Here is a 23,337-nt window from a genome sequence, read left to right as displayed (position 1 = left end):
GAGCGCTAAGGGCAGCACAAGCTGAGCATGATGGACGAGATCCCACCCGAAGACATCCCATGCGTTGAGGAGCCAACTGCAAGCGCGGTGGCCGATATCGTGCAGAGGAAGCCTCGAGATGCACTACTACCCGGTAACCGGGAGGTTATAGCTGATCTATATGTCAGCAGAAATGTCGAGAATGAGCCTAAAGACTACGCATTCAAAGTGTATGTGAGGCTAAACGCTAAGAAGCAGACGCTACGGAAGGTGTCATTCCAGCACAGCGTCTTCGACGCTTGCTATTTTAATAAATGTAACTTCGATTCATGCGACTTTACGGGCTGCAGGTTTGTTGGCTGTAACTTTCATCAGTCTTCATTTTCGGGATGCAATTTTGAGTACGCGCTCTTCGAGCGTTGTCAAATCGACGACGACATCCTCGAATGCGAGGCGCCGCGTAAGGAAAACCTGAAAATGCGCTTTGCCAGGTCGCTTCGAATGAATTTCCAACAAATCGGCGATGCAAAAGCTGTAAATAAGGCAATTTTGCTGGAGTTGGAGGCTACAGCGAGTTATCTCAAAAAATCGTGGGCATCCAGGGAAACATATTATCGAGATAAGTATCCAGGCTGGAAGAAGGTGCCACAGCTCATCAAATGGCTTGAGTTTCGGTTGCTAGATGCAATTTGGGGTAATGGCGAAAATACACTTAAGCTGTTGCGGTCAATTGTAATGATTCATCTTCTAATAGCGTTCTATGATACTTATCAGTTCGGCAACCCCTGGGATCTGACAGACTATCTAAAAAGCCTCGTGGCGTCTCCGGGAGTGTTCTTTGGGATAGCTACCCCGCACCCTTACCCGATCTGGTTCTCCTCAATTGTTGCTGCAACGCGCTTGGTTGGATTCGCCTTTCTCACCGCTATCCTCGTAAAACGGTTTGGACGGCGATGAATATGCACATTTACGCTTTCGGCTCCATCTGCCGAGGCGAGATTGACCTGGGGTCGGATATCGACCTGCTGGCCTGCGTCGACGGATCAGCAAAGCAGATTGATCACGAAAAATATTCGGTGTATCAATATGAGCGAATTCAGGCTTTGTGGACAGAAGGTAATCCATTCGCCTGGCACCTTCATTTAGAGTCGAGACTGCTTTTCTCTCCGGACGGTACAGATTTTCTGAGCGATCTCGGGAAGCCTACCCGCTATATCGGTGGTGACGAAGACTGCGCCAAATTCCGAAAGCTTTTCGACCGCTCTTACCAAGAACTGAGCCAGTCTTCGAACAGTGCGACCTTTCACCTCTCTTGCATTTTCTTAGCCATTCGAAATTTCGCTACCTGTCATTCGCTTTCGCTTGGGCACCCCATATTTTCTAGAAATTCTCCTCTGATGGTTCATCCAAGCCTCGATATTGATCCTAAATCATTCTCCATCTTGACACGTGCACGATTACTATCAACACGGGGATATGGAACAAACCTCTCGAGTGAAGAAATTTTTACTGCGACCAAAGCAGTCGCAATTGTTCCACGCTGGATGGAAGCACTACGGAGCACGCATTCGCCATGACTGAACTCAACAACCGAATTGATGCCCAGCGTGTAATCCTTAACCATGTTAATAGCGTTTTTTGGAATGAGGAGCTTTATGGTCTATCTCGTGGTGCAATCGACCGCTGGATTAGTGTCAACGGAATTGATCCCAAAGCCGATCTGCCATGTGCGATCTGTGAATCGGCCGATAAGCTATTCTTCTTAGCCAACAAAAGCCAAGAGCAGGTTACAGATGAATATTTCCTTCTATCTGTAGAGATTCTCGAACTAACTCAGCGAATCGCTAAAATCGTTGAAGTCGCATGATTCAAATTAGCGATTTTAGTCTTTAATTTCGCAGAGAAGCAGATCAGTGTCAGACATTAAAATATCAATTCACCACCTATAAAAATTAGTTCTCAAAAAGGATTCGGAGGATGAAAATCATATGCAGTCAGCGCATTTTGCGACTTCCCAACAAAGCCGAAATCCATATACCTTTCGGCTTGTCAAAATTTTACAAGTCCGCGCTATCCTATTCCGATGCCGTTTTTACTTTGGATGCAGACAAGGTTTTATGCATTAAAGTTAATGAATCGCTAGTTCAGGTATATCCATACTACTGCAAAGCAATCAGCATTCCAAAACTCCCACCCCTCACATTTTCAATTGTTGTATCTGAAAAGGATAAGAAGGCGTGCTCTGCCCTAATATCACAAGTTCACTATCTATCACCACCTAATAGGGGGATTTTTTTTGCTCTTAAGGAACGCGACGAAATTATCGCATGCTGTATTCTCGACACTCTAAAATTTGGCAACCCCAAGGGCCGATATTATATTAATACGTCACTATGCGACGATTTAGATATAAACCCGGAGAACTGGGGGAGCACGCCTTACGAAACGCATAATGCTCTACAGAAACAGTTAAAATTGATTTGGGTTAGTCGAATAGCAAAAGTGCAAAAGTATAGCGGGCATCACATTGGAACCCATTTGATGCTGGAGACACTGAAAGCAATTCCAGCAGTGATGCCCTTTCCAGTGCAGCATGTAGAAGTCATTCGAACATGTGGAGTTCAAGAGTCACTGTCAAGTGACTTTCTAGATTACGCAGGCTTCACAAAGATCAAGCTTAGGAATCAGAGCACAGCACATTATATTTCTGATGGTGACCTCTTCCCTAAACGTAAGCCCTGCGTAAAACTTTACTACTGGAATAAAATCACAAACACATCATGCGTCGAAAACGCTCGCCTGTTCGTGCCTCTATCCCAAGACCCTTTTTTATGGTTTGCCAATAATAAAAAACTTGGGAGTTGCGACGTGCAAGGGGGCAATTCACAGAGCGCCATATATACTCAGGCAGGCCAGTAGAGCTGAGGCTGGGCTATAATACAAATAAAAAGCTTTGGGGTATCATTAACAAAGTAATTACAGGAACCTCGATTGAATCCGTACTTACAAAAATCGGCAACTTCCAAAGCGTTATACCTACAGCCTCTTCTTTGGTGGACGCTACAGAGAAAGCGAACAGCATATTGAAAACCCCTAGTAATTCGTACATTGCATTTGAAGTCACAGCTTTATTTAACCCGGACGATCTGACATGTCACGCATAACAATCAATGGATTAATTGAACTCTCCGATGAATCAAACAATACAATTGAGAGCATATTTTTGTCAATTCGACAAAACATTCTCGCTGGTAGTTTTGACAGTTACTCAAAAAAAATCATCGACCGTTTAAGCATCGACATCCAAAATACTTTAGATCCGCGCCGTCTAGAAAACAAATTTACTCACATCAGAGACAAAGAGTATTTTTTTGAACTAAGCATTCCTTCGCGCTACTTTCCTATTGACTCTGGTGGAGACACACACCTCGTTGACTCCATCGTGGGAGATATGTTCAGTCTGTCAAATTCATCAATTAAGCGAATTTTTATTAATGACGTTCAATGGCAAGAGCTTGAACATGGCTTAGCGCTAAAACGTACCCAGCCATACTCTATTCGAAACAGGTTCAAATTAGATCATTTCACTCCACTTCTAGGGTTTTCAGTAAAACCCAGGCTTGGGTTATCTAATGAGGACTTCAAAAATCAATGCATAGACGCAGCTAGACTTGGTTTCAATATAATTGAACCTGATACAAGAAAAATGCTTCTAAATGAGCACGACCTCGATTGGCATATCGACCTCGCTAGTCAGGTCGCAGAATTTCACAAGCCGAGAGGCAATATTTCTTCATATTCAGTAAACCTGAGTAATTACTCAGGCAATCTGGAGCGGGCGATAGAGAAGTTGTCAAAGGCTGTATCAAATCATCCTATAACTGTAAAAATAGATGCCGGGCTTGACGCAATATCCAAAATAAAAAAAGTAAAAGAGGTTAACGCACAAATAATTATCACATCCTATCCGCTAATCAAAAAAGCACTCTCCCAACGCATACCGGATGTTTTTTTTGATAAGTACCTGTCCCACTGTGGCATTGACATAATGTACCCTGGTGGCTTTGTTGCCCTACCGGGGAATAAGAGACATTACAATGCAACAGAGGATATAACACTGCTAGCAGAATCTATAAATCGCTATACTAGCCACATTCATAAGTCACACTTCATACCCACCATCTCTGGTGGTATATCCACGGGGCTTCTGCATTTGTACTACGAGCTTTATGGGCCGAAAGTCAGCCTCTTTCTTGGCGGTGCAGTTGCGACGAACAAAAATGGAGTGGAAGCGGGTGCTGAACTTTGTATGAAAGTGTTAGATTACGCTATCGGGTGTAGAAAAAAACTCGCCTCACATAACCAAAAATTGTCCAACAAAAAAAACAAAGCCATGTACAAAACCCTCATGGATCTCCCTCTTTTGGATGCCAGAACGGTCAAGCAAATAAAAGATGAAACTGATTCAGAATACATAATTCCTAGAGAGTTTATGACTACTAATAAGCTCAGTAATTTCACGGAGGCGAATTGGAACTACTGGACCGCAGATAATTTCGAGTTTATTTAGAGGTCGCGTATATGCTTGAATTAATCACCTCATACCTTAGCTTTATGTCTAATCAACTTTCGAGCCTAGCAACGCCCCACCGAATCTGGTGCTTTTACGAACAGTTTGGTCTGCGCACTATTATTATGCTTGTGAACACTGGAATTATTGCTTTCGCCCTCCCCAATATACTTGATCAGTCTGAATGTAAGCTCGATAGAGATTCTTACATCAAATCACTTTTTGAGAAAAAGCGTCGTTGGATGAAACGTAACAGCTACGCGATGCTGTTTTTTGCGACTGTCACAATCTTGACGTATTTAGCAATCTGGAACGCGGTTTCTAATCAGAATATTTGCAACTCTGTCACGATAAAGCCTGATAGTCCTGAGAGGTTTTCTGGCTTTCTAGCTACCATGAATATCCTCACCATACTCATTGCGATATTTGCATTAAATCAAAAAATATTCTGCATGAAACACAAGCAATAGAGTTACTTTGAATGGTGTCGTTTTCTAAACTCGCTCAAATGACTGCTTTTGGCCGAAAGCAGTCCTTCGTGAGTGACGGCTTAATATGGGCTAAAACTGGCCCACCCTCGATCTCGCACCTGTTCAACCCTTTCCAGACCCACGCAATCTATTTATGGCGTCATCCCCCAATGATGTTAAACGCGGTAGCTGCCAACACCTCCCCATTAACCATCACTCTCACCCCATGCCCCCCAACAAAATGCTTGCGCGTCGTAAAATCCTGAATCACCTGGCGCCGTCCCACTACCACAGTACCAAACCCCGGCAACACCACCGTCTTCAACTTGAAAACCTTCCCCGAAACCCCGCCATTTGCCTTCACATAGTCAATCGCATAATCAATCACCAACCGCTGCTCTTCAGCCACCGTAGACTTCACCGTAAACGACAATGTAATCGCTTCCCCAAGTCTCACCACCGCCGGCTCAACCTTCACATCCAGCAACTCGACCTCAGGTTTCCGCCCGGCCCCAATCACCGTCAACGCACGCAAATCCCCCTGCTTGATCAAACTCCGCAACGCATGTTTAGCAATCCAGGCCGTGTGTTTATTCTCCAGCGACCAGCCTTCAATCGTGTCGAGCACCCACTCGGGATGCACCTTCGTCACGTCATTCAAGTGATTCGCCACGGACTTGCGCACGTACAGACTCTCATCCGCTTTCAACCGATCCAGTATCCCTGCGGCCAACTGCGGATCAGCCTGCACCGCTTCCAGCCGAAACGACCACGGCAGGCGAGGGCGGCTGCCTTCGCTGGCGAGGCGGCGGACGTGGTGGTTTTCGTCTTGGGTCCAGTCGTGCATTTGTTCGAGGGAGCGTTCCAGGTCGCTGCGCAGGAAGTGGCGGATGGCGAATTCGGAGGAGCCGAAGGTGGTGAAGTACTTGAGGGCTTCCATTGAGGTATGGAATGAGTGCCCGCCGTAGCTGGCGACGTAGTGCGGCAGGCACATGCTGACGAATCCACTGTTAAGTCGTGGTGCGAGTTCGCGCAGCACATCGAGGGAATCTTCGTAGTCCAGCGGCAGCACAGCGTGCAGGCTTTCGCTGACGCGGGCCATGCGTTGCATGACGGACAGGTCGGCGAGTCCGTCATTGGCGTGTTTCAAAAAAGCCTTGGCCTTGAACGCCGGATACACGGCGCTCATTTCTGTGGCGATGTGTTGCAAACGCTCAGTGTTAAAGATCTCTTTCAGTGCCGGTGCAGCGGTTTCAGGTGCGCTCATGATCAAGACATCGGCGTGCTGATGAACGCTTCAAGCGTTTCAGCGTAGGCAGTGTATTGGGCGATACGCGGGTAGCGCGCCACATCGATCTGGTCGGGGACGACGAGGTCGGTGAAGCTCCAGGCGACGGCGAGGCTGATGCCGGCCTGGGTGAGCGTGCCGTCGGTGGGTAAGCCGGTTTTTTCGAGTTCGTGTTCTAGGGCAGTGAAGGCGGCGGCGAGTTGGCCTTCGACGCGTTCGATCCACGGTTGATATTGGATGTCAGCCGGGCGCAGGTTGCGTTCGTAGTAGAGCTGCACGGCTTTTTCGCAGGCGGCGAGGCTGAGGCCGATCAGGCGCAGGGCGTGGGCGCGTTGGCTCAGGTCTTTCGGCAGCAGGCTGTTGCCGGCGACGGTTTCGAGGTAGTCGAGGATGAGGGTCGAGTCCATGAGGACGACGCCGTCGTCGAGGATCAGGGTGGGCGCCTTGACCACCGGGTTGATCTGCTGGAATTGCTCGAAGTGGCGGAACACCGAGACTGACTCGTGTTCGAGGTCGATCCCCAGGCGTTTGGCGGAGATCGCCACGCGGCGCACGTAAGGGGAGTCCAGCATGCCGATCAGTTTCATGACGCGTTCCTTCAAGTCAAACCGGTGGGGTAGGCATAACCTAGCCGAGGTTGAAGGAATTGTCAGTCGTCGAATCCGGCTTGTTCGTGAATCTCATCGACATTCAATTCCAGTCGATAGGCTACGGCCACGAACAATGCCTGGCACAAACACAACGTCGCACTCAACGAACGAAAGGCCAGCGCACTTCCTTCATTGACCAACAACACGCTGTTCGCGCGTTTGGCCAGTGGCGAGAGGTGGCTGTCAGTGAGGATCAGGGTGTTGGCCTGTTGTTCGCGGGCGTGGCGCAGGCAGTGTCGGGTTTCCTTGGCGTAGGGGGTGAAGCTGATGGCGATGACCAGATCGCCTTCGCGGACGCTGCGCATTTGTTCGCGGTAGCTGCCACCGAGGCCGGAGACGAGGTGGATGCGTTTCTGAGTGTGTTGCAAGTTGTAAACGAGATAGTCGGCAACGGCGAAGGAGCGGCGCACGCCGACGACATAGATGTTGTCGGCGTTGACGATCAGGTCGACGGCTTTTTCGAAGGCAATGTCGTCGAGTTCGCGACCCAGGCGTTCGATGCCGCTGAGGGTCGCGTCGATGCATTCGCGGGCAAGGTCGCCGTCGCTGGCTTTCTGCGACTGGTTGGCGATCATGTTGCGGATGCGTTGCTGGTAGTTCTGCACCGGCGAGGCTTTGTGGGTGTAGGCGGTGCGGAACAGCGCCTGCATTTCGCTGAAGCCGCTGAAGCCGAAACGCTGGGAGAAGCGCACGATGGCGGACGGGTGGACTTCGCATTCGCGGGCGATGTCGCTGATGCGGTCGACCATGATCCGGTCGCTCTGCTGGCTCATGTAGCTGGCAATGCGCTTAAGCTGGCGCGGCAGGGTTTCGTATTCTTCGGTGATCAGTTGCAGCAGACGCTCGGCAGTGATCGGGGGGCTGGCGAGGGTAGGCTCGTCGGTGGCCGGCAGATCGGGGCGGGGCATAAGTCATCCTTCTGGCTGATCGATAACGCTGTGGCGAGGTTTGGCTGATGTTAGTGGTGGTTTACCGGGTCTGCTTGGCTGAAACGATGCACTGGCAGGCGAAAAAATCGCGATCAAACGCAGCTTGGTTAGCCGTTTGTCTTCTATATACAGCCGCTCGACTGAATTTCTTGCTATAAACGCACTCCGATAACCGCAATGAAGCCTGTGTCAGAGCCTTTTCCGGGCCTTGTCGGACAAATTCCCAGTATTTAGAGTTGCTGATGCCCGAAACGGGCCTTAGACTGCCGCCCCTCGTAAATTGAGTGCCGGGTGGCATTTGCAATAAACGATGCCTTTTCGTCGACCGGACACGGTTCGCCGGAACGCTCCCTATTTCGCCTTAATGCACGTTTTTTTATAGAGATATCAATGACAAAGGACAAGTTGCTGGCCATGCCGGCAGATGACTACATGAATGCTGAGCAACACGCTTTCTTCGCAGAGCTGTTGCAGAACATGAAAGTCGAAACCCACGAGCGCATTGAGCAAAACCGTATCGCCATCGAGAGCCTGGACACCCCGGCTGATCCGGCGGACGCGGCTTCGGTTGAAGAAGAGCGCACCTGGCTGGTCAACGCGATCGATCGCGACCAGCGCATGCTGCCGCAACTGGAACAAGCCCTTGAGCGCATCAAGGAAGACAGTTTTGGCTGGTGCGATGACAGCGGCGAGGCCATTGGCCTGAAGCGCCTGCTGATCAGCCCGACCACCAAGTACTGCATCGAAGCTCAAGAGCGTCACGAGCAGATCGATAAGCACCAGCGTCAGGCCTGATTCCTGAGGCGACCCGCCGATTGCGGGTCGTTCTGAAAAGATCGCAGCCTTCGGCAGCTCCTACATGGGGTTGCAGGGGCTGCGATCTTTGTTTTTGCTCGTCCGCGATATTCCGGGCTGTTCCATTGACCTGCTGCAAGACACCACGACTAACGGACCATGGATAATGGCGTTGTAGTGGCGTTTAATGCAGTCACAATAATGAGAACAAGCGTGGGGTGTTGATATGACGAGAGATGGATCTCTGGTTGGGGCTTTGCCTGCACCAGTGCTTTTGCCGAAAAACCGCTGGATCGCACCGACCCTGCAAAGCATCGCCCTGATGCTGTTGTTGGCCGGCATGACGCTGGGTGAGTGGTCGCTTTACGTTGGCATGCCCTTGGCGGTGCTGATTGTCTGGCTGCCGCGCCTGCGCTCCCGAACCGTCCCCGATGCACAGCCTGCCGACACTGGCAGCGCCATGTCCGAACTGACTCGCGACCTTTCCTACACCACCAGCCATAACGCCTTGTCGGCGGCCGGCGTAGCGTTTTCGGTCAAGGAGCTGGCGAGCAAACTCGAATCGCAACTCGATGCCGCGGCACGGATTGTCAGCAACGCCGAGGTGATGATCGCCACCGAACACGCGACTTCGCAGCTCAGCCGCGATGCACTCGCAGCTGCCAGCGAGGCACATCACAGCAGTGCGGCGGGGCGTACTGAATTGATCGATTCGATTTCGCGCATGCATCAGCTCAGTCAGCGCGCCAATGCCAGTCGTGAATTGATCGAAGCCTTGAGCCTGCGCAGCGATGACATTCAGCGTGTGACTTTGGTGATCCAGTCGATAGCCAGCCAGACCAATCTGTTGGCGTTGAACGCGGCGATTGAAGCGGCGCGGGCTGGCGAGCATGGTCGCGGGTTTGCGGTCGTGGCTGATGAGGTGCGCGGATTGGCGGCGCGGACGGCGTCGGCGACTGGCGAAGTGGGCGAGATGGTCGCCGACATTCAGCGGCGCACCGCACAAGTGGTGGAGCAGATTCGTGAGTTGTCCAGCGACTTGCACACCGGCGTCGAACAGGTCGAGCACACCGGCCAGCACCTGGAGAACATCGCGCGGCTGGCGGCCGGGGTAGAAACCCAGGTCGGTGAAATCGCCCGTGGTGCCGAGACCAATCGCGAGCAGCTCGACAGTCTGTTCAAGGCCATCGAGCAGATGCGCAGCGATCTGGCGATCAGCGATCAACAGACCCGCCGCCTCGCCGAAGCGGCGGTGCAGATGGAAGGTCAGGCAGAAACCATCAGCGAACGTCTGGCCGAAGTCGGTCTGGATGACTATCACCAGCGCATCTATGATCTGGCGCGCGAAGGGGCGAGTCAGATTGCGGCGCGTTTCGAGGCGGATGTCGAGCAAGGACGGATCAGTCTCGAAGATCTGTTCGACCGCCAGTATCAGGCAATCGCGAATACTCAACCGACCAAGTATCAAACCCGATTCGACCGTTATACCGATCAGGTTCTGCCGGCAATTCAGGAACCGTTGTTGCCGCGTCACGAAGGTCTGGTGTTCGCCATTGCCTGCACGCAGCAGGGGTATGTGCCGACGCACAATCAGGTGTTCAGCCTGGCACTGACTGGCGATGCGCAGGTCGATGCGGTCAACAACCGGACTAAACGCAAGTTCGCCGACCGCACCGGGATTCGCTGTGGCAGCCATCAGCAACCGGTGTTGTTGCAGACCTACACGCGTGACACCGGCGAACTGATGCACGACCTGTCAGTGCCGATCACGATAAAGGGCCGACACTGGGGCGGTCTGCGTTTGGGCTATAAACCGGAAAGTCCGCGCTGATCGATTGTTACGTTTGGTGCAATGAATCTGTGCACGAGGGTTGCTGTTTCCGCTGTGGCGAAATCATTAACATGCCCGCTTAGTTAGGTAGCTAATGAATTTCGGAGGTCCGCATGCAATGCAGGGTTGATGTTGCCGTGATGATCGGCAGTGGCGTGCCCCCCGGTTTGCGCGCGATGGGGCAAAGCGTTTGCTGGGTGGTTTTGCTCAACGGTGAGCGCCGAGGCACCGCGTTTGCCAGTCGCGATGAGGCCGAGGAGTGCAGGGCTGCGTGGCTCGCGCAGTTGAAGGCGGAGGTTGGCGACAGCCTGCACTGATCGGGTCACTTGCCGTCGTGCAGGCGTACGTTCAGTTCATCGAAGACAATTGCCCTGTCGTCGTCTTTGCCAATCCACTCTTCAAGTGTCTGTTTTTGAGCTTCCGTCCAGAAATGCGCGTCAACCAATTTGGTGTTGGCGTCCAGCGGATGCTGTTCGATGAAGTCGTCGATTTGCGTGTCCTCTGAAGGCAGACCCAACTGATCGAACAGGGTTTTCAGATTGTATGTTTCCAGATCCATCGTGTGCTCCTTTTGCGCCCGCCGGGATGGCGTAGTCGACACTCTCTCTATCTGAGGCAGCCGCTGGCCAGGAGTTCGATTTGTAATTCCAGTGAGCGGGCGAGTGCGCAAGCCTCGTTATGATTCTCGCGGAAACCTCTTACACGGCCTGTCGACTTTTCTTTGATGTGAAAGAAGGCGTTACCTGCAGGTACCACCTGAAAGCGTGGTGTCTGGCCGTTTGATACGGATTCCGGCAGATCTTCCATACCGGTGATATGCAGGATCACAGGCGATTTGAGTCGGGCGTCAGCGGTCATGGCGAAATGAGTCAGAGTGCACATATGAAGTCCTTTTCATCAGTTGGCCGATATTTACAGGCCGTTGTGGGTAGTCTTAATGAGCATCGCTGCTCTAGAATCGCCAGTACCTGTTGACGACAGCGCTTATCTAAAGCAATTTTTCGCAAGCGATATGTCGGAAAAGAGCTTTTTTTCGTGAGAATTTTCCCTAAAGTTCGTAGTCAACTTTCTCTCATGGCGGGCGAGGATTTTTCCTTCAGGCTTTGGCGACATTGGAGTGGGTTTCGCGAGTGACAATCCAGTAGTCTTACAAACCTCGCGTTGAACGAGCGCTCTGCTCGGTTCGGGTTTTTATTTGAGTCAATTGGCAGTGCCATCGGCCTGGCCGTTTTTTGCCGTGCGCGTTTCCCGTGTGCGGTTTTTCAGATGTGGGGATGTTTCTTTGGCAGTCAGTAATCTCGATATGCATGCTTTGTTCGTGCTGGGTGATTTGCGTGCAAAGCTGGTCAAGCTGTTCCAATCGCGTTTTGTTTACATCACCGAGCAAGGCGCAGAAGGCATTTACGTTGCCGAGATCGACACTGAAAGTGCCTTGGTGGTCGATGACAAGCCGGGGCTCAAGCTCAAGGTCGGCGATCACTTCAGTGCAGCAGTCTTGCCCAGCCGTGAAGGTGGCAAGCTGGATATCCGCTTTCGTGAAATTAAACTCACGGTTTATGGGCTTGGCGATTACGCCTTCGTTGATAGCGCTGATGGCCATGCGATCCTGTTCAAGGAAGGTCACAGCGTGGTGACCGTGTTCGCCGCCAATGAGCAATTGCAGGAAGGCCTGACCAAGACCCTGAAAGCCGTCACTGGCAAAGCCGCGAAATGGCGCAAGGGCGAACTGGTGACCTTCAAGGCCAGCGAGTGATTGGCGGTTTGAGTCGTGCCGATTTTCATTCGCAGAACATCGACAAGGCGCGAGATGAGGCCGGGCGATTGTTCGCGCTGAAGGCCGAGCTGCAAGGCGCGTGGCTGGGATGGGTGGCCTCGCAGATCTATGCGTTGCGTCCAGCGGAGTACGCCAGCATGGTCAGACGCGAGCTGCAAAGCTTGCAGGAAAAGTCTGAAAGCTAACCTCGTCTGGGGCCAAGCCCTGAAAAAGCAGGAACCTCGTCTACAGTCAGTTGACTGAGTATTCAGAGGCTTGCGGTCTTCTGTCAGGCCATCCTGCCATTGCTGTGAACAGCACGAGGTGCAATGCATGAACGGATTTCGACGGTTATTGGCCGCCAGCGTGGCGACATTCGGCTTGCTGACGTCAGCTCAATCGACGATGGCGGCACAGGCGCCGATCCATTTCGCCGACCTGAATTGGGAAAGCGGCAGCCTTATCACCGATGTCTTGCGGATCATCGTCGAGAAGGGCTACGGATTGCCAACCGACACCTTGCCCGGCACTACCATTACGCTGGAAACCGCGCTGGCCAACAATGACATTCAGGTCATAGGCGAAGAGTGGGCCGGGCGTAGCCCGGTGTGGGTCAAGGCCGAGGCTGAAGGCAAGGTCGTGAGCCTGGGCGATACGGTCAAGGGCGCCACCGAAGGCTGGTGGGTGCCGGAATACGTGATCAAGGGTGACCCGGCCAAGGGCATCAAGCCGCTGGCACCGGACTTGCGCAGTGTCAGTGATCTGAAAAAATACAAGGACGTGTTCAAGGACCCGGAAAATCCGAGCAAGGGGCGTTTCCTCAACAGCCCGATTGGCTGGACTTCAGAAGTGGTCAACAAGCAGAAACTCACGGCTTACGGTTTGCAGGACGACTTCACCAATTTCCGCAGCGGCTCGGGTGCTGCGCTCGACGCCGAGATCAGTTCTTCCATTCGTCGGGGTAAGCCGGTGCTGTTCTATTACTGGTCGCCGACGCCGTTGCTGGGCAAGTTCAAACTGGTGCAGCTGGAAGAGCCGCCGTTTGATGCCGAGGCCTGGAAGACGTTGACTGACGCCGATAATCCCAACCCGAAACCGACCCGTTCGCTGGCGTCGAAACTGTCGATTGGGGTTTCTACGCCGTTCCAGAAGCAGTATCCGCAGATTGCCGAATTCTTCAGCAAAGTCGATTTCCCGATTGATGCGCTGAACAAGGCGTTGGCCGACATGAGCGAGAAGCACACCGCCCCGCGTCAGGCGGCTGAAGCGTTCATGAAGGCCCATCCGGATGTGTGGCAGGCGTGGTTGCCGAAGGATGTGTCGGATAAGGTTTCGGCCAGCCTGCAATAAATCCTGATCCTGATCCTGATCCTGATCCTGATCCTGATCCTGATCCTGATCCTGATCCTGATCCTGATCCTGATCTGATGCTGATGCTGATGCTGATGCTGATGCTGATGCTGATTCTGTAGGAGCTGCCGCAGGCTGCGATCTTTTGATCTGGCCTTTGAAAGGACACAGTCAAAAGATCGCAGCCTGCGGCAGCTCCTACAGTGAGTAGCGTTTTCGGTTAGAACCTGGTTTGTACGGCCAACTCGAAGGTACGCGGTGTACCCAGGTAATACGCCGGCGATACATGCGCAAACTCGGCATACACTTCATTCGTCAAGTTACGCACCCGACCGGTGACAGTGGTGTGCGAATCGACCTTGTAACTGAGGAAGCTGCCGAACAGCGTGTACGACGGCACGGTCATCGTGTTGGCGCTGTCGGCAAACACCGATGCGACGTATCGCGCATCGACCCCACCTTGCCATTGCGGCGAAAAATCATAAGTCAGCCAGAGATTGCCAACCCGGTCCGGGACATTGGTGGGCGTGTTGCCCTTGCGCGATACCACGGCACCCGCGGCGTTTTTTTCGGTGAAGTCATCGTACCGCGCGTCAACCCAGGCGAAATTGCCCTCGGCCAGCAGTCTGTCTGTAATGCGCAAGGAGCTGGCAATCCCGATGCCTTTTGACGTCTGCTGACCCACAGGAATACTGCTGGTCGGGTCGAGTGGATCGGTGACGGCGAAGTCTTTTCGCTCAATCGTGTAAGCCGCCACAGTCGCTGAGCCTCGCCCGTTCAGGTAGTCGAACTTGCTGCCGATTTCCCATTGCTTGCCGGTCGATACGTCGAAGTCCTGCGTGCCATTGGGTTGCTCGGCCGCGGTGCTGTATTGCGCGTAGACGTTGGCCGAAGGGGTGAACTGGTAAGTCAGGCCCGCACGCCCCGTGACAGGCTCCCAACTGCGCTTGAGGTGCCTGGGATTGGCGGCGGTCACGACGCGGTGGTTGGTCACGTCGAGATCGATGTCGTCATAACGCAGACCGGTGAGCAGCGACAGTTTGTCGGTCAACGCCAAGCGGTTTTCCAAGAACAGCGCTTTGGTGGTGACCTCGTTGGTCTTGTCACTGATCAGCTCGGGGTTGGTGCCGGGAATGTCGTAGAAATACCCAGGACGATAGTGGTTCGGGTTTACCGTGCTCGCGCCTTTTATGTTGAGCGGCGAGTTGGTGGTTTGGTTGACCTTGTACTCGAAACCGCCGGACCACGTCGTATCAAGTCCCAACAAAGTGTTGTCGTGGCGCAGTTCGAACTGGTTGCCGTTCTGCTCGCCTTGGTGCCGCACCTGATACGCCGTCGAACGATTCACTGCCGAGTTGTCGGCGTTGTATTGGTAGGTTTCGAGATTGCGGTAATCGCGTTGGCTGTCGAGGTGATACAGCGTGTTGCGCAGGGTGGTGGTGTCGTTGATCCGGTAGTCGATGATCGACCGCACCCAGATTGTCCGCTGTTCGTAGCGGCCGTCCTCGACGTTGTAGTTGTTGAAGCGGTTGTGTTTATCGATCTTCAACTCGCCGGCCTTGGGGTTGAGTACCGGCGTGCCCCAGTAGGGACTGTCTTCATGCTCGTCCTGATACTCCAGGGCCAGGGTATGCGACAGGTTTGGTGTGAGATCGCTGAGTAACGAAAACGCCACGCTCCAGGCATCGCGCTCCTGTCGGTCGATGTAGCCATTGCTGGTGTTGTGGCTGACGTCCAGGCGCGCGTAGTGCTGCACCTCGCTGCCTGGATCGGTCAGCGCATGGTTGAGGCCGAACGCGGTTTCGCTGGTGTCGTAGGTGCCGTAACTGACCCGGCCTTCAACAGCCTGTTCATCGCGGGTCGCCAGTTTGGTCACGTAGTTCAACGAGCCGCCGACCGAGCCTGCGCCATTGATCAGCGACGACGGGCCGCCGACCAACTCCACCCGGTCATAGATCCACGCATCGACAGGGCGGGCGAGGCCGCCGGAAACGTTGATGCCGTTGAACATCTGGGTGATCTGGCTGCTGGTGAAGCCGCGGTAGGAGACGAATCCGCCGAAGCCTGGCGGTGCGCTGGCATTGACGCCGGGCAGGGTGTTGGCGGCGTCCTGGAAGTTCTGCGCGCCGTGGCGCTCGATGTCGTTGCGATTGGCGATGGCCACCGAGGCGGGTGTCTCGCGCAGGCTCAAGCCGAGCCGCGAAGCCATGCCGCTGGACTGGTCGAGGCTCAGGCCCGGTTCGCTGCCGGATTCGCCATCAATGGTGATTGGCGCCAGTTCCACGGTGGATTGCGCCCAGACGTTAACGGACAGGCAGCCGCACAGGCTCGCCAGCAAAGTGAGTTGTTTCATCATTGAATCCTGAATGCATGTCTAGGAGTCAGCGCACAGGCAAACGCCGCGCGTTGGCGCAGTGGGCTGACAAATCAAAAAGGCAGGAACACTCAGGCGAGCGGTGGGGCGCGTGGGTTGGCCGATGGCCAGGTAAGGCGGGCAGGGAGGTCGGCGCTGGCGATGGGCGCCAGCGGCGGGCTGTGTTGTTCTGGAAGGATCGCCAGGGTCAGGCTGGAGTTGAACGCCGGGCCCATGCCGCCACCGACAGAGCACAGCGGACAGCCGAAGGCTTTGGACAGCGTCGGCAGTTGTTCTTCGCCGGGATTGGAGGCCTGCGGCGCTTGAGTCGCCGGGTCGACTGTACAGAACTGGCCGCCGATGCCGTTGAGCTGCATGCCGACCATTTGCCCGTGACCGATGCTGCAGGCGAACACGTTGAACAGGACGCAGCAATAGAGCATCCAGGCCAGCAGTGATCGATCGGAACGGGAGAATTTCATGGGGCGGCACTTTACCGTACCGCTGATCGGTCGTGCACTTGAAAAAAATGCGACTAGGATGATTTGTTCAAATCCCTTTCAAGGATTTCAACCATGACCTTTGTGTTGGCTCAATGGCTGGTGACAGTGTTTGCGGTGATCAGCCTGGTGCATGTGTATTGGGCGTTGGGTGGGCAATGGGCGGCGGTGGCGGCCGTTCCGCAAGTTCCGGAGGAAGGCTTGGTCGCGACGTTGCGACCGGCATTCAAACCGTCGGGCTGGATTACCTTGGTGGTGGCGGTTGTTTTATTGGCGATTGCCGCGCTGGTGTGTCTGCGGGTCGGGTGGGGCGTGGCGCCGGTACATCACAAGGCGTTGCAGTGGGTGATCAGTGTGATTGCGCTGCTGATGTTTGCCCGGGCGATTGGTGATTCGCATCTGGTGGGGTTTTTCAAGGAAGTGAAGGGTTCACGTTTTGCGCGGCTGGATACGTGGGTTTATTCGCCGTTGTGTGCGGTGTTGGGGGGCGGGTTGCTGGCGGTGGCTTGGGTTTGAGGTGAAGGCCAGATCAAAAGATCGCAGCCTGCGGCAGCTCCTACAGGGGAATGCGTTTGCCGCGGACTGTGTCTTTTAACGGATTAGCTACCGCTTTCTGTTCGTCGGCTGCTGACTTCGGCCGGCACATCATCCCCGGCCATGCGTTTGCGGAACAACGCCGCGCGCGCCAGTAGTAACGTGGTCACCGGTACCGTGATCGCCAATAAAATCGGGATCAGCCAGGCATGCAGCACCGGCCCGGACTTCAGCGCTGAAAAGCAAATGATCGAGGCCAGCGCCACACACCACGCTCCCAGTGTCGACGCGAGGGCCGGAGGGTGCATGCGCTGGAAGTAGTCCTTCATCCGCAACAACCCGATTGCGCCGATCAAGGCAAACACGCCGCTGAGCACCAGCAGGATCGCCACTGGAATCTCAACCCAAAGAGACAGTTCCGCGTTCATTCGATGACCTCGCCACGCAGCAGGAATTTCGCCAGGGCAAACGAACCGACGAAGCCGAACAGCGCGATCAGCAGCGCCGCCTCAAAGTAAGTGTCACTGGAATAGCGAATGCCCAGGGTCAGCATCATCAGCATCGCAACGATGTACAGATAGTCCAGCGCCAGTACCCGGTCTTGCGCCGATGGCCCTTTGAACAGGCGGATCAGGGTCAGCACCATGGCCAGACAGAATAGAAACAGCGTCAGCAGGATCGCGTTCGACAGTAATGGGCTCATTCGAAAATCTCCATCAGCGGCCGCTCGTAAGTGCTCTTGAAGTGCTCGATGAATTGCGCTTCGTCATCCAGATCCCAAACGTGTATCAGCAGAATGCTGCGATCCAGCGCCAGTTCTGACCACACCGTGCCGGGCACTACCGTGCAGATCATCGACAGTGCCGCGAGGCCGTGAGCGTCACGCAGATCCAGCGGCACTTTGATAAAGCGCGAACGAGGCGGGCGGCGACCAGCGTTGAGTACGCCCCATGCCACGATCAAGTTGGACGTCACCACATCACGACCAACCAGGAGGAACAGCCGCACGATTGTCCATGGACGGCGGATACGCACTTGCTTGGGACGCAATTTGCGCATCATCAACGGCGCAGCGAATCCGAGTATCGCGCCGAGTAGCAGGTTGCCCGGACTGATCGACAGGTTCAGCGTCAACCACAGGACGCACAGAGCAATGGACAGCAACGGTGCCGGAAATACGCGCTTCATGGCTGCACCTCCAGCAGGGCTGCCTTGCTTTCCGGGCTCGGTACGGCGCGAGTGCCGAGCACGGCATTGACGTACTGCTGCGGATTATTCAAAGCATCAGCCGTGGCCTGGGTGTAACGCAGCAGCGGCTCGGCCTTGAAGGTCAGGACGATGCTCAGCCCCAGCAGCAGGAAAATCGGCGCGCATTCGAGTTTGCGCAGCAGCGGTGACGGGCGCTCTTCTGGCGTCCAGAAGCGCTGGATGCCAAGACGCGAGAACGCCATCAATGCTGCCAGCCCGGACAGGATCAACAGCGCCAGCAACGCCCACGCCGCGTTGGAAATCGGCGCGGCGGTGCCCAATCCCAGCGGATTGAGTAACGCGCTGATCAGGTTGAGTTTGCCGATGAAACCGGACAGCGGTGGCATGCCGATGATCAACAGGGCGCAGGCGATAAAGCTCAAGCCGAGAAACGCCATGGTCCACGGGATGACCTGACCGACCACGGCTTTCTGTTCGTCGTCGAGGTTGATGCCTTTGGGCGGTTGCAGGGATTCCTGTGGTCGCGGCAGCAATTCGCTTTCGTCTTCCAGTGGGATTTCGTTGGCCGAGCGCGAACGCTCAATCAACTCGGCGAGCAGGAACAGCGCACTCAACGCCAGCGTCGAACTGACCAGATAAAACAACGCCGCACCGATCAGGTTCGGCTGCGCGAAGCCGACGGCCGACAGCAGAATCCCCGCCGACACCAGAATGCTCAGGCTGGCCATGCGCTCAAGGCGTTGCGCGGCAAGAATCGCCAGCGCTGCGCAGGCCATGGTCACCATGCCGCCGTAAATCAGCCAGTCACCACCGAAGAACGCCGAGGCTCCGGCCTGAGCCGAGAACAGCAGCGTCCACAGGCGCAGCAGGGTGTAGACGCCGACCTTGGTCATGATCGCGAACATCGCCGCTACCGGTGCGCTGGCCGAAGAGTAGGCCGGCACCAGCCAGAAGTTCAGCGGCCACATGCCGGCCTTGGCCAGGAACGCTACCGCGAGAATGCCTGCGCCGGCGTGCAGCAAGCCTTGGTCGGCTTCCGGAACCAGCGGAATTTTCAGCGCCAGATCGGCCATGTTCAGGGTGCCGGTGACGCCGTAGATCAACGCCGCGCCGATCAGAAACAGCGACGAGGCGAGCAGATTGATCGAAATGTAATGCAGCCCCGACGAAACCCGTGCCCGGCCCGAGCCATGCAGCAACAGGCCATAAGAGGCGGCCAGCAGCACTTCAAAGAACACGAACAGGTTGAACAGGTCAGCGGTCAGGAACGCGCCATACAAACCCATCAACTGGATCTGGAACAACGCGTGGAAGCTCGATCCCGCGCCGTCCCAACGCGCCATCGCGAAGAGCAGGGCGCTCACGCCGATGACTCCGGTCAGCACCAGCATCAGCGCCGACAGGCGATCAACCACCAGCACGATGCCGAACGGCGCCTGCCAGTTGCCCGGCAGGTATACGCCGATCGAGCCCGGCACGCCGGTGGTTTGCGTCCATTGCAGCAGCATCACCGAAATGAACAGGCCGAGGAGGCTGGAGAACAGGTTGATTTTCGCCTTCAGCGGCCGGTGCCGCTCGCCGAGCATCAGCATGATCGCGGCGGTCAGCAGGGGTAGCAGAATCGGTGCGGCGATCAGGTGAGTCATTGCCATCATTCTTTAGGCTCCCGGCCGTCGACGTGGTCGGTGCCGGTCAGGCCACGCGAGGCGAGCAGAACGACGAGGAACAACGCGGTCATGGCGAAGCTGATGACGATCGCGGTCAGTACCAGCGCCTGCGGCAGCGGGTCGGTGTAGTGCAGCAAGTCCTGGGTCACGCCGTCCTTGATCACCGGCTCCTTGCCGATGAACAGGCTGCCCATGCTGAAGATGAACAGGTTGACTGCGTAGGACAGCAGGCACAGGCCCATGACCACCTGGAATGTACGTGGGCGCAGGATCAGCCAGACGCCGGAAGCGGCGAGAATGCCAATGGCGATTGCGATGACTTCTTCCATCAGACGGCTCCTTTGCTGGCGACGGCCTTGGGCAGGGACGCGTTCTTGTGACCACGCACCGATTGGTGGGCGAGAGCGGTGAGGATCAATAGCGTCGAGCCAACCACCACGCCGTACACGCCAATGTCGAAGAACAACGCGCTGGCGATATGGATGTCACCCAGTAGCGGCAAGGAGAAATGCCAGGTGTGAGTGGTGAGGAACGGATACCCGGCCACCATCGCACCAAGCCCGGTGGCGGTGGCGAAGAGCAACCCCGTGCCCATCCAGCGCAGTGGCCGCAGACTCATTTGTGCCTCTACCCACTGCGTACCGGCGACCATGTATTGCAGGATGAACGCCACCGACATCACCAGCCCGGCGACAAACCCGCCGCCCGGCTGATTGTGTCCGCGCATGAACAGGTAGAACGACACCACCAGCGCAATCGGCAACAGCAGACGCACCAGCACCGCCGGCACCATCATGAAGCCGAGCGCGGTGTCGCTGGCCGAGCGCGGGTTGACCAGGTCGGTGACCACGTCCGGTGCCAGCAAGCGCTGCTGGGCCGGCAGTTGCAGGCTTTCTTTCGGTGGGCGGAAGCGGCGTAGCAGGGCGAACACAGTCAGCGCTACAGCGACCAGCACGGTGATTTCACCCAGGGTGTCGAAACCACGGAAGTCCACCAGCATCACGTTGACCACATTGCTGCCACCGCCCTCAGGCAGGGCGCGACTGAGGTAGAACGAGGAAATGTCATTCGGCGTCTGCCGCGTGAGCATTGCGTAGGAAAGCAGCGCCATGCCGGCGCCGACCGCAATCGACAGCATCAAGTCGCGCAGACGGCGGATACGTGCCTTGCGCAGGGTGCTCGGCAGTGGCGAGACCTCTTCGATCCGTCGTGGCAGCCAGCGCAGACCGAGCAGTATCAGCACGGTGGTGACCACTTCCACAGCCAACTGCGTCAATGCCAGATCCGGTGCGGAGAACCAGACGAAGGTCACGCAGGTCATCAAGCCGCAGACGCTGACCATGGTCAGGGCAGCGAGACGGTGATACTTGGCCTGCCACGCGGCGCCGAGGGCACAGGCAATCGCCAGCAGCCACAGGGTCACGAAAACGATCGAGCCCGGAATCTTCGGCCGGTCACCCCAGCTCAGGCTGCTGTGCAGCATCGGGATCAACCCGGCGAGCACCGCCGCCAACACCACCAGGAACAATTGCATTTGCAGGCGTCGGGTGCCGAGTCGGCGTTCCACGCGCCGGGCCATCCGCATCATCACCACAAGGCTGCGCTCGAACAGGCGCTTGCCGTTGAAGCGTCCCACCAGTGGCGGGTATTTGAAGCGGCCGTGTCTGAACTGATTACGCAGCAACAGGTAAAGCACGATGCCGCCGGACATGGCGATCAGGCTCATGATCATCGGAGCGTTCAGACCGTGCCAGATTGCCAGGCTGTATTCCGGCAAGGTGCCACCCACTACGGGTTGCGCGGCAGCGGCGAGCAGCGGGCCGACCACTTGTGCCGGGAAAATCCCTACGATCAGGCAGGTAAACACCAGCAACTCGACCGGTGCACGCATCCAGCGCGGCGGCTCGTGCGGGGTGTGGGGCAGGTCGGTGGCGGGTGGGCCGAAGAACACATCGACGGTAAAACGCAGGGAATAGGCGACGCTGAATGTACCGGCAATGGTTGCGACAATCGGCAGCGCGGCTTCGACCCACGCCGTGGCATTGATGAACACGGTTTCGGCGAAGAACATCTCTTTCGACAGGAAGCCGTTTAGCAGTGGCACGCCGGCCATCGAGGCGCTGGCAACCATCGCCAGCGTTGCGGTAAACGGAATCAGCTTGATCAGACCGCTGAGCTTGCGGATGTCGCGGGTGCCGCTTTCGTGGTCGATGATTCCCGCAGCCATGAACAATGAGGCCTTGAACGTGGCGTGGTTGAGGATATGGAATACCGCTGCGACGGCGGCCAGCGGACTGTTCAGGCCCAGCAGCAACGTGATCAAGCCCAGATGGCTGATGGTCGAGTAGGCGAGCAGACCTTTGAGGTCGTTCTGGAACATTGCGCAGTACGCGCCGAGCAACAGCGTACACGCGCCAGCGCCGCTGACGATGTAGAACCATTCCTCACTGCCAGACAGCGATGGCCACAGGCGTGCGAGCAGGAAAACCCCGGCCTTGACCATGGTCGCCGAGTGCAGATACGCCGAGACGGGCGTGGGCGCCGCCATTGCGTGGGGCAGCCAGAAGTGGAAGGGGAATTGCGCGCTTTTGCTCAAGGCGCCGATGAGAATGAGGGGTAACAGGATTGGGTAGAGGGCATGTGCACGAATCAGATCGCCGGCGGCCAGGACCTTGTCAAGGTCGTAGCTGCCGACGACATGGCCGAGGATCATGACCCCCGCCAGCAGGCATAGTCCGCCGGCCCCGGTGACCATCAGCGCCATGTAGGCGCCACGGCGGGCATCGGAGCGGTGGTGCCAGTAACCGATCAGCAGGAAAGAGAAGAGGCTGGTCAGCTCCCAGAAAAACACGATCTGGATGAGGTTGCCGGAGATCACCAGGCCAAGCATGGCGCCCATGAACGCCAGGAAAAATGCGAAGAATCGCGGCACCGGGTCGTTTGGCGACATGTAGTAGCGGGCATATAAAGAGACGAGTGAGCCGATCCCGAGGACCAGTATCGAGAACAGCCAGGCGAAACCGTCCATGCGCAGAACGAAGTTCAGCCCGAGACTGGGTAACCACATGAATTCTTCGCGAATGACGCCGCCATGGGCAATCTGCGGGTACAACAACGCCACCTGGACGACGCCGATCAAAGCGACCAGGCCTGCCAACAGGGATTCGGTATTACGCGCATTGTGTGGCAGCACCGCTGCCAGACAGCTGCCAATGAATGGCAGAAGCAGTAGAACTATCAGGGACATAGGCTTCTAATCTGCGGAAGTTTGTGAAGCATCATACGTGCCAGCTCCCCGATCACCAAACGCCAGGATGTCTCAGAATCCTACAAAGTAGTCTGGATATTTGTGTTTGGCGTTGTTTCATGGGCGAAAAAAGATCGCAGCCTGCGGCAGCTCCTACAGGAAAACGCATTCCAACGTAGGAGCTGCCGAAGGCTGCGATCTTTTGATCTTCA

Annotated in this window: 26 protein-coding genes; 13 read left to right on the top strand and 13 right to left on the bottom strand. The window is 55.6% G+C overall.

Going from position 1 to position 23,337, the window contains the following annotated elements; translation table 11 throughout:
• The first annotated feature begins 27 nt into the window (after positions 1-27).
• From ICA15_RS08340 to ICA15_RS08315, 6 genes are all read left to right on the top strand, one after another.
• Complete coding sequence (locus ICA15_RS08340; protein WP_210552969.1) at positions 28-936, top strand: pentapeptide repeat-containing protein; 909 nt, start codon at positions 28-30, stop codon at positions 934-936.
• Positions 933-1,556, top strand: coding sequence for a nucleotidyltransferase domain-containing protein (locus tag ICA15_RS08335; RefSeq protein WP_210552968.1), 624 nt, complete (start codon positions 933-935; stop codon positions 1,554-1,556). The genes ICA15_RS08340 and ICA15_RS08335 overlap by 4 nt, the downstream gene beginning before the upstream one ends.
• Complete coding sequence (locus ICA15_RS08330) at positions 1,553-1,846, top strand: hypothetical protein (protein WP_210552967.1); 294 nt, start codon at positions 1,553-1,555, stop codon at positions 1,844-1,846. The genes ICA15_RS08335 and ICA15_RS08330 overlap by 4 nt, the downstream gene beginning before the upstream one ends.
• A gap of 110 nt (positions 1,847-1,956) precedes the next feature.
• Complete coding sequence (locus ICA15_RS08325) at positions 1,957-2,898, top strand: hypothetical protein (RefSeq protein ID WP_210552966.1); 942 nt, start codon at positions 1,957-1,959, stop codon at positions 2,896-2,898.
• Positions 2,899-3,130: 232 nt separating this feature from the next.
• The gene (locus ICA15_RS08320) at positions 3,131-4,549 is read left to right on the top strand and encodes a RuBisCO large subunit C-terminal-like domain-containing protein (RefSeq protein ID WP_210552965.1); all 1,419 of its coding nucleotides are present in this window, start codon (positions 3,131-3,133) and stop codon (positions 4,547-4,549) included.
• A gap of 11 nt (positions 4,550-4,560) precedes the next feature.
• Positions 4,561-5,019 (top strand): hypothetical protein, encoded by a 459-nt coding sequence (locus ICA15_RS08315; protein ID WP_210552964.1) that lies wholly within the window; start codon positions 4,561-4,563, stop codon positions 5,017-5,019.
• 160 nt (positions 5,020-5,179) lie between these two features.
• Here the strand turns inward: ICA15_RS08315 and ICA15_RS08310 are convergent, their stop codons facing one another.
• The 3 genes from ICA15_RS08310 to ICA15_RS08300 all read right to left on the bottom strand — a co-directional run bounded on the left by ICA15_RS08310 (position 5,180) and on the right by ICA15_RS08300 (position 7,865).
• Positions 5,180-6,286 carry a DNA alkylation repair protein gene (locus ICA15_RS08310; protein ID WP_210552963.1) on the bottom strand — a complete coding sequence of 369 codons (1,107 nt, stop codon included), beginning with the start codon at positions 6,284-6,286 and terminating at the stop codon, positions 5,180-5,182.
• A 2-nt stretch (positions 6,287-6,288) separates the two neighbouring features.
• Positions 6,289-6,894 (bottom strand): glutathione S-transferase, encoded by a 606-nt coding sequence (locus ICA15_RS08305; RefSeq protein WP_210552962.1) that lies wholly within the window; start codon positions 6,892-6,894, stop codon positions 6,289-6,291.
• Positions 6,895-6,956: 62 nt separating this feature from the next.
• On the bottom strand, positions 6,957-7,865 hold the full coding sequence (locus ICA15_RS08300) for a MurR/RpiR family transcriptional regulator (protein ID WP_210552961.1): 909 nt from the start codon (positions 7,863-7,865) through the stop codon (positions 6,957-6,959).
• A 411-nt stretch (positions 7,866-8,276) separates the two neighbouring features.
• Between ICA15_RS08300 and ICA15_RS08295 the strand changes: the two genes are divergently transcribed.
• The 3 genes from ICA15_RS08295 to ICA15_RS08285 all read left to right on the top strand — a co-directional run bounded on the left by ICA15_RS08295 (position 8,277) and on the right by ICA15_RS08285 (position 10,829).
• A complete protein-coding gene (locus ICA15_RS08295; RefSeq protein ID WP_047301757.1) occupies positions 8,277-8,681 on the top strand; it encodes a TraR/DksA family transcriptional regulator in 405 nt (134 codons plus the stop codon).
• 226 nt (positions 8,682-8,907) lie between these two features.
• On the top strand, positions 8,908-10,512 hold the full coding sequence (locus tag ICA15_RS08290; protein ID WP_210552960.1) for a methyl-accepting chemotaxis protein: 1,605 nt from the start codon (positions 8,908-8,910) through the stop codon (positions 10,510-10,512).
• Between the two features lie 113 nt (positions 10,513-10,625).
• Complete coding sequence (locus ICA15_RS08285; protein WP_210552959.1) at positions 10,626-10,829, top strand: hypothetical protein; 204 nt, start codon at positions 10,626-10,628, stop codon at positions 10,827-10,829.
• Between the two features lie 5 nt (positions 10,830-10,834).
• Here ICA15_RS08285 and ICA15_RS08280 read toward each other — a convergent pair whose 3' ends face one another.
• The gene (locus ICA15_RS08280; protein WP_210552958.1) at positions 10,835-11,071 is read right to left on the bottom strand and encodes a DUF2789 family protein; all 237 of its coding nucleotides are present in this window, start codon (positions 11,069-11,071) and stop codon (positions 10,835-10,837) included.
• A 47-nt stretch (positions 11,072-11,118) separates the two neighbouring features.
• Positions 11,119-11,394 carry a hypothetical protein gene (locus tag ICA15_RS08275; protein ID WP_150615345.1) on the bottom strand — a complete coding sequence of 92 codons (276 nt, stop codon included), beginning with the start codon at positions 11,392-11,394 and terminating at the stop codon, positions 11,119-11,121.
• Positions 11,395-11,794: 400 nt separating this feature from the next.
• On the opposite strand from ICA15_RS08275, the gene ICA15_RS08270 reads away from it, so the two are divergent.
• From ICA15_RS08270 to ICA15_RS08260, 3 genes are all read left to right on the top strand, one after another.
• Entirely contained in the window at positions 11,795-12,265 is a 471-nt protein-coding gene (locus tag ICA15_RS08270; RefSeq protein ID WP_318010472.1) for a hypothetical protein, read from the top strand.
• A gap of 8 nt (positions 12,266-12,273) precedes the next feature.
• The gene (locus tag ICA15_RS08265) at positions 12,274-12,471 is read left to right on the top strand and encodes a hypothetical protein (RefSeq protein ID WP_210552957.1); all 198 of its coding nucleotides are present in this window, start codon (positions 12,274-12,276) and stop codon (positions 12,469-12,471) included.
• A gap of 127 nt (positions 12,472-12,598) precedes the next feature.
• Complete coding sequence (locus tag ICA15_RS08260) at positions 12,599-13,615, top strand: ABC transporter substrate-binding protein (RefSeq protein ID WP_210552956.1); 1,017 nt, start codon at positions 12,599-12,601, stop codon at positions 13,613-13,615.
• A 220-nt stretch (positions 13,616-13,835) separates the two neighbouring features.
• Here ICA15_RS08260 and ICA15_RS08255 read toward each other — a convergent pair whose 3' ends face one another.
• The gene (locus tag ICA15_RS08255; RefSeq protein WP_210552955.1) at positions 13,836-15,968 is read right to left on the bottom strand and encodes a TonB-dependent receptor; all 2,133 of its coding nucleotides are present in this window, start codon (positions 15,966-15,968) and stop codon (positions 13,836-13,838) included.
• Between the two features lie 92 nt (positions 15,969-16,060).
• Positions 16,061-16,450, bottom strand: a complete 390-nt coding sequence (locus ICA15_RS08250; protein WP_210552954.1) for a DUF2946 domain-containing protein — start codon at positions 16,448-16,450, stop codon at positions 16,061-16,063.
• Positions 16,451-16,543: 93 nt separating this feature from the next.
• On the opposite strand from ICA15_RS08250, the gene ICA15_RS08245 reads away from it, so the two are divergent.
• Positions 16,544-16,984, top strand: coding sequence for a DUF3995 domain-containing protein (locus ICA15_RS08245; protein ID WP_150602809.1), 441 nt, complete (start codon positions 16,544-16,546; stop codon positions 16,982-16,984).
• Positions 16,985-17,067: 83 nt separating this feature from the next.
• Here the strand turns inward: ICA15_RS08245 and ICA15_RS08240 are convergent, their stop codons facing one another.
• From ICA15_RS08240 to ICA15_RS08215, 6 genes are read right to left on the bottom strand one after another with little or no spacing between them, the layout of a single operon-like run.
• Complete coding sequence (locus ICA15_RS08240) at positions 17,068-17,430, bottom strand: Na+/H+ antiporter subunit G (RefSeq protein WP_064587971.1); 363 nt, start codon at positions 17,428-17,430, stop codon at positions 17,068-17,070.
• On the bottom strand, positions 17,427-17,705 hold the full coding sequence (locus ICA15_RS08235; RefSeq protein WP_150602808.1) for a K+/H+ antiporter subunit F: 279 nt from the start codon (positions 17,703-17,705) through the stop codon (positions 17,427-17,429). Before ICA15_RS08235 ends, ICA15_RS08240 begins: the two co-directional genes overlap by 4 nt.
• Complete coding sequence (locus ICA15_RS08230; RefSeq protein WP_150615349.1) at positions 17,702-18,190, bottom strand: Na+/H+ antiporter subunit E; 489 nt, start codon at positions 18,188-18,190, stop codon at positions 17,702-17,704. The genes ICA15_RS08235 and ICA15_RS08230 overlap by 4 nt, the downstream gene beginning before the upstream one ends.
• Positions 18,187-19,866, bottom strand: a complete 1,680-nt coding sequence (locus ICA15_RS08225) for a monovalent cation/H+ antiporter subunit D (protein ID WP_150615350.1) — start codon at positions 19,864-19,866, stop codon at positions 18,187-18,189. The genes ICA15_RS08230 and ICA15_RS08225 overlap by 4 nt, the downstream gene beginning before the upstream one ends.
• Positions 19,863-20,207 carry a Na+/H+ antiporter subunit C gene (locus ICA15_RS08220; RefSeq protein ID WP_016775082.1) on the bottom strand — a complete coding sequence of 115 codons (345 nt, stop codon included), beginning with the start codon at positions 20,205-20,207 and terminating at the stop codon, positions 19,863-19,865. Before ICA15_RS08220 ends, ICA15_RS08225 begins: the two co-directional genes overlap by 4 nt.
• The gene (locus ICA15_RS08215) at positions 20,207-23,125 is read right to left on the bottom strand and encodes a monovalent cation/H+ antiporter subunit A (protein WP_210552953.1); all 2,919 of its coding nucleotides are present in this window, start codon (positions 23,123-23,125) and stop codon (positions 20,207-20,209) included. Before ICA15_RS08215 ends, ICA15_RS08220 begins: the two co-directional genes overlap by 1 nt.
• Between the last annotated feature and the right edge of the window lie 212 nt (positions 23,126-23,337).

Origin of the sequence: Pseudomonas sp. P116, assembly GCF_020149425.1 — a bacterium.
Taxonomy (GTDB): Bacteria; Pseudomonadota; Gammaproteobacteria; order Pseudomonadales; family Pseudomonadaceae; genus Aquipseudomonas; species Aquipseudomonas anatoliensis.
This window is presented reverse-complemented; position numbering and strand designations above follow the sequence as displayed.

What these genes read in the sequence shown, in the direction of transcription:
- ICA15_RS08250 (WP_210552954.1), bottom strand. Translation starts at nt 16,450, where the DNA reads ATGAAATTCTCCCGTTCCGATCGATCACTGCTGGCCTGGATGCTCTAT.
- ICA15_RS08320 (WP_210552965.1), top strand. Translation starts at nt 3,131, where the DNA reads ATGTCACGCATAACAATCAATGGATTAATTGAACTCTCCGATGAATCA.
- ICA15_RS08215 (WP_210552953.1), bottom strand. Translation starts at nt 23,125, where the DNA reads ATGTCCCTGATAGTTCTACTGCTTCTGCCATTCATTGGCAGCTGTCTG.
- ICA15_RS08235 (WP_150602808.1), bottom strand. Translation starts at nt 17,705, where the DNA reads ATGAGCCCATTACTGTCGAACGCGATCCTGCTGACGCTGTTTCTATTC.
- ICA15_RS08290 (WP_210552960.1), top strand. Translation starts at nt 8,908, where the DNA reads ATGACGAGAGATGGATCTCTGGTTGGGGCTTTGCCTGCACCAGTGCTT.
- ICA15_RS08255 (WP_210552955.1), bottom strand. Translation starts at nt 15,968, where the DNA reads ATGAAACAACTCACTTTGCTGGCGAGCCTGTGCGGCTGCCTGTCCGTT.
- ICA15_RS08275 (WP_150615345.1), bottom strand. Translation starts at nt 11,394, where the DNA reads ATGTGCACTCTGACTCATTTCGCCATGACCGCTGACGCCCGACTCAAA.
- ICA15_RS08310 (WP_210552963.1), bottom strand. Translation starts at nt 6,286, where the DNA reads ATGAGCGCACCTGAAACCGCTGCACCGGCACTGAAAGAGATCTTTAAC.
- ICA15_RS08225 (WP_150615350.1), bottom strand. Translation starts at nt 19,866, where the DNA reads ATGATGGCAATGACTCACCTGATCGCCGCACCGATTCTGCTACCCCTG.
- ICA15_RS08240 (WP_064587971.1), bottom strand. Translation starts at nt 17,430, where the DNA reads ATGAACGCGGAACTGTCTCTTTGGGTTGAGATTCCAGTGGCGATCCTG.
- ICA15_RS08245 (WP_150602809.1), top strand. Translation starts at nt 16,544, where the DNA reads ATGACCTTTGTGTTGGCTCAATGGCTGGTGACAGTGTTTGCGGTGATC.
- ICA15_RS08230 (WP_150615349.1), bottom strand. Translation starts at nt 18,190, where the DNA reads ATGAAGCGCGTATTTCCGGCACCGTTGCTGTCCATTGCTCTGTGCGTC.
- ICA15_RS08295 (WP_047301757.1), top strand. Translation starts at nt 8,277, where the DNA reads ATGACAAAGGACAAGTTGCTGGCCATGCCGGCAGATGACTACATGAAT.
- ICA15_RS08285 (WP_210552959.1), top strand. Translation starts at nt 10,626, where the DNA reads ATGCAATGCAGGGTTGATGTTGCCGTGATGATCGGCAGTGGCGTGCCC.
- ICA15_RS08340 (WP_210552969.1), top strand. Translation starts at nt 28, where the DNA reads ATGATGGACGAGATCCCACCCGAAGACATCCCATGCGTTGAGGAGCCA.
- ICA15_RS08330 (WP_210552967.1), top strand. Translation starts at nt 1,553, where the DNA reads ATGACTGAACTCAACAACCGAATTGATGCCCAGCGTGTAATCCTTAAC.
- ICA15_RS08325 (WP_210552966.1), top strand. Translation starts at nt 1,957, where the DNA reads ATGAAAATCATATGCAGTCAGCGCATTTTGCGACTTCCCAACAAAGCC.
- ICA15_RS08220 (WP_016775082.1), bottom strand. Translation starts at nt 20,207, where the DNA reads ATGGAAGAAGTCATCGCAATCGCCATTGGCATTCTCGCCGCTTCCGGC.
- ICA15_RS08305 (WP_210552962.1), bottom strand. Translation starts at nt 6,894, where the DNA reads ATGAAACTGATCGGCATGCTGGACTCCCCTTACGTGCGCCGCGTGGCG.
- ICA15_RS08315 (WP_210552964.1), top strand. Translation starts at nt 4,561, where the DNA reads ATGCTTGAATTAATCACCTCATACCTTAGCTTTATGTCTAATCAACTT.
- ICA15_RS08335 (WP_210552968.1), top strand. Translation starts at nt 933, where the DNA reads ATGAATATGCACATTTACGCTTTCGGCTCCATCTGCCGAGGCGAGATT.
- ICA15_RS08260 (WP_210552956.1), top strand. Translation starts at nt 12,599, where the DNA reads ATGAACGGATTTCGACGGTTATTGGCCGCCAGCGTGGCGACATTCGGC.
- ICA15_RS08280 (WP_210552958.1), bottom strand. Translation starts at nt 11,071, where the DNA reads ATGGATCTGGAAACATACAATCTGAAAACCCTGTTCGATCAGTTGGGT.
- ICA15_RS08300 (WP_210552961.1), bottom strand. Translation starts at nt 7,865, where the DNA reads ATGCCCCGCCCCGATCTGCCGGCCACCGACGAGCCTACCCTCGCCAGC.